The 1,275-nt window shown below is 62.7% G+C and carries 1 protein-coding gene; it reads right to left on the bottom strand.

The genetic code is table 11. The annotated features are described in order from the left end of the window. Positions 1 to 6: 6 nt before the first annotated feature. Complete coding sequence (locus tag AC01Y6_RS10385) at positions 7 to 1,212, bottom strand: hypothetical protein (protein ID WP_476671444.1); 1,206 nt, start codon at positions 1,210 to 1,212, stop codon at positions 7 to 9. Between the last annotated feature and the right edge of the window lie 63 nt (positions 1,213 to 1,275).

Here is a 1,275-nt window from a genome sequence, read left to right as displayed (position 1 = left end):
AGCGGCTCACTCTTCCTCCCCTTCCTCCTCGAGGCTGCCCCGGGCTTTAGCGATTCGCTCCCAGACGAGCCGAGCGGTTTCCCGGTAGACCTCCTGGCGCTCTTCCTCGCTGAGCCCGAGGGCATCGAAGACCTGATCGTCCAGAGCTTTGCGATCCGGTAGCGGAGCGGGAGGGTCCGCGAAATCGGGTGGGGTGAGCCCCACCTCTTCCCAGAAGTCGCGGATGGGGCGAGTGAGGAAGGTGCTTAAGAATCCTTTCGCCGACAGGGAAAGGGGAAGCAGTTCAGGACGGGGTATGGGCATTTCCTCGTACTGGTAGACCTTGATCTGTAGAGGCCCTCCCCCGCCTCCTTCTGGTGGGCGGGCCAGGAGTTCCTTGAAGAGGGCGAACAGGCTACTGTTGAGGACCAGGAAAAGGCCTTGGAGGTCGGTTTTGGGCCGGGGAAGGACCAGGTACAGCGCATTGTCGATGGCCGCATGGTACGGGTTCCAGAAGGCGTATTTTCGGGCTCGTTCAAACATCGGCAACACCACTTTCGCCTCGGGCCACTCTCCCAGCCACCACCAGGTTTTTCGCCCTCGCACCGTGGAAAGGGAGGGGATGCCCACCAGGGTCTGCCCCTTGTTGTGTCCTTTGGCCACCACCACGGGGACCTCTTCCCCGTAGTCCACGTAGCCCTGGGCGTGGAGAGGGAGAGCTTGGTAATCACCGCAAGCCGGAAGAAACACCCGGTTGAGGTCGGGCACGTCTACCGTTAGAGCGGAGGCCTCCTTGGGACTCTTGAACAGCGGGCGGAGGACGGCTGCTTCGAGGTACCCCTCCCATCCGAGCCCGTTGCGCACGGCTACCAGCGCATCCTCGGGAGGACGTTGTCCCTTCGCCCAGTAAGCGTTTTCCTCTTCTCGGGTGAGGGCTTCGTGGTGCACCTCCCCGCACAGGGGGCAGACCGGGCGGTAGGGGAGGACCTCGAGGTAGAAAAAGTCGTTGGCCCCGGTCTTGATGCCGAAGCGCACCTCCGCCACGTCTCCTAAACGCACCAGCTTGTCCCCCGCCTTCTCCAGGACACGGAAGTAGATGTCAGGGGCGCGGAGGTAAAGCCCGCCCCACTTGCCGCCAACGTATTTGCCCCCTTCGCCCTTCCCTTCCTCGAGAAGCTCTCCCGGAGTCTTGGCGAGAACGCGGGCGCTCTCCGCGTTACGCAATATCCGCACGGCTCACCTCCCTTTGCGCCTCGAGCAGCTCTTCCAAGAGGTTTACCTCTTCGAAGGGACGCT

It is taken from the genome of Thermus sp. (assembly GCF_056332225.1).
Note: the sequence above shows the minus strand (reverse complement) of the source record. Positions and strands in the feature narration are given on the sequence as shown.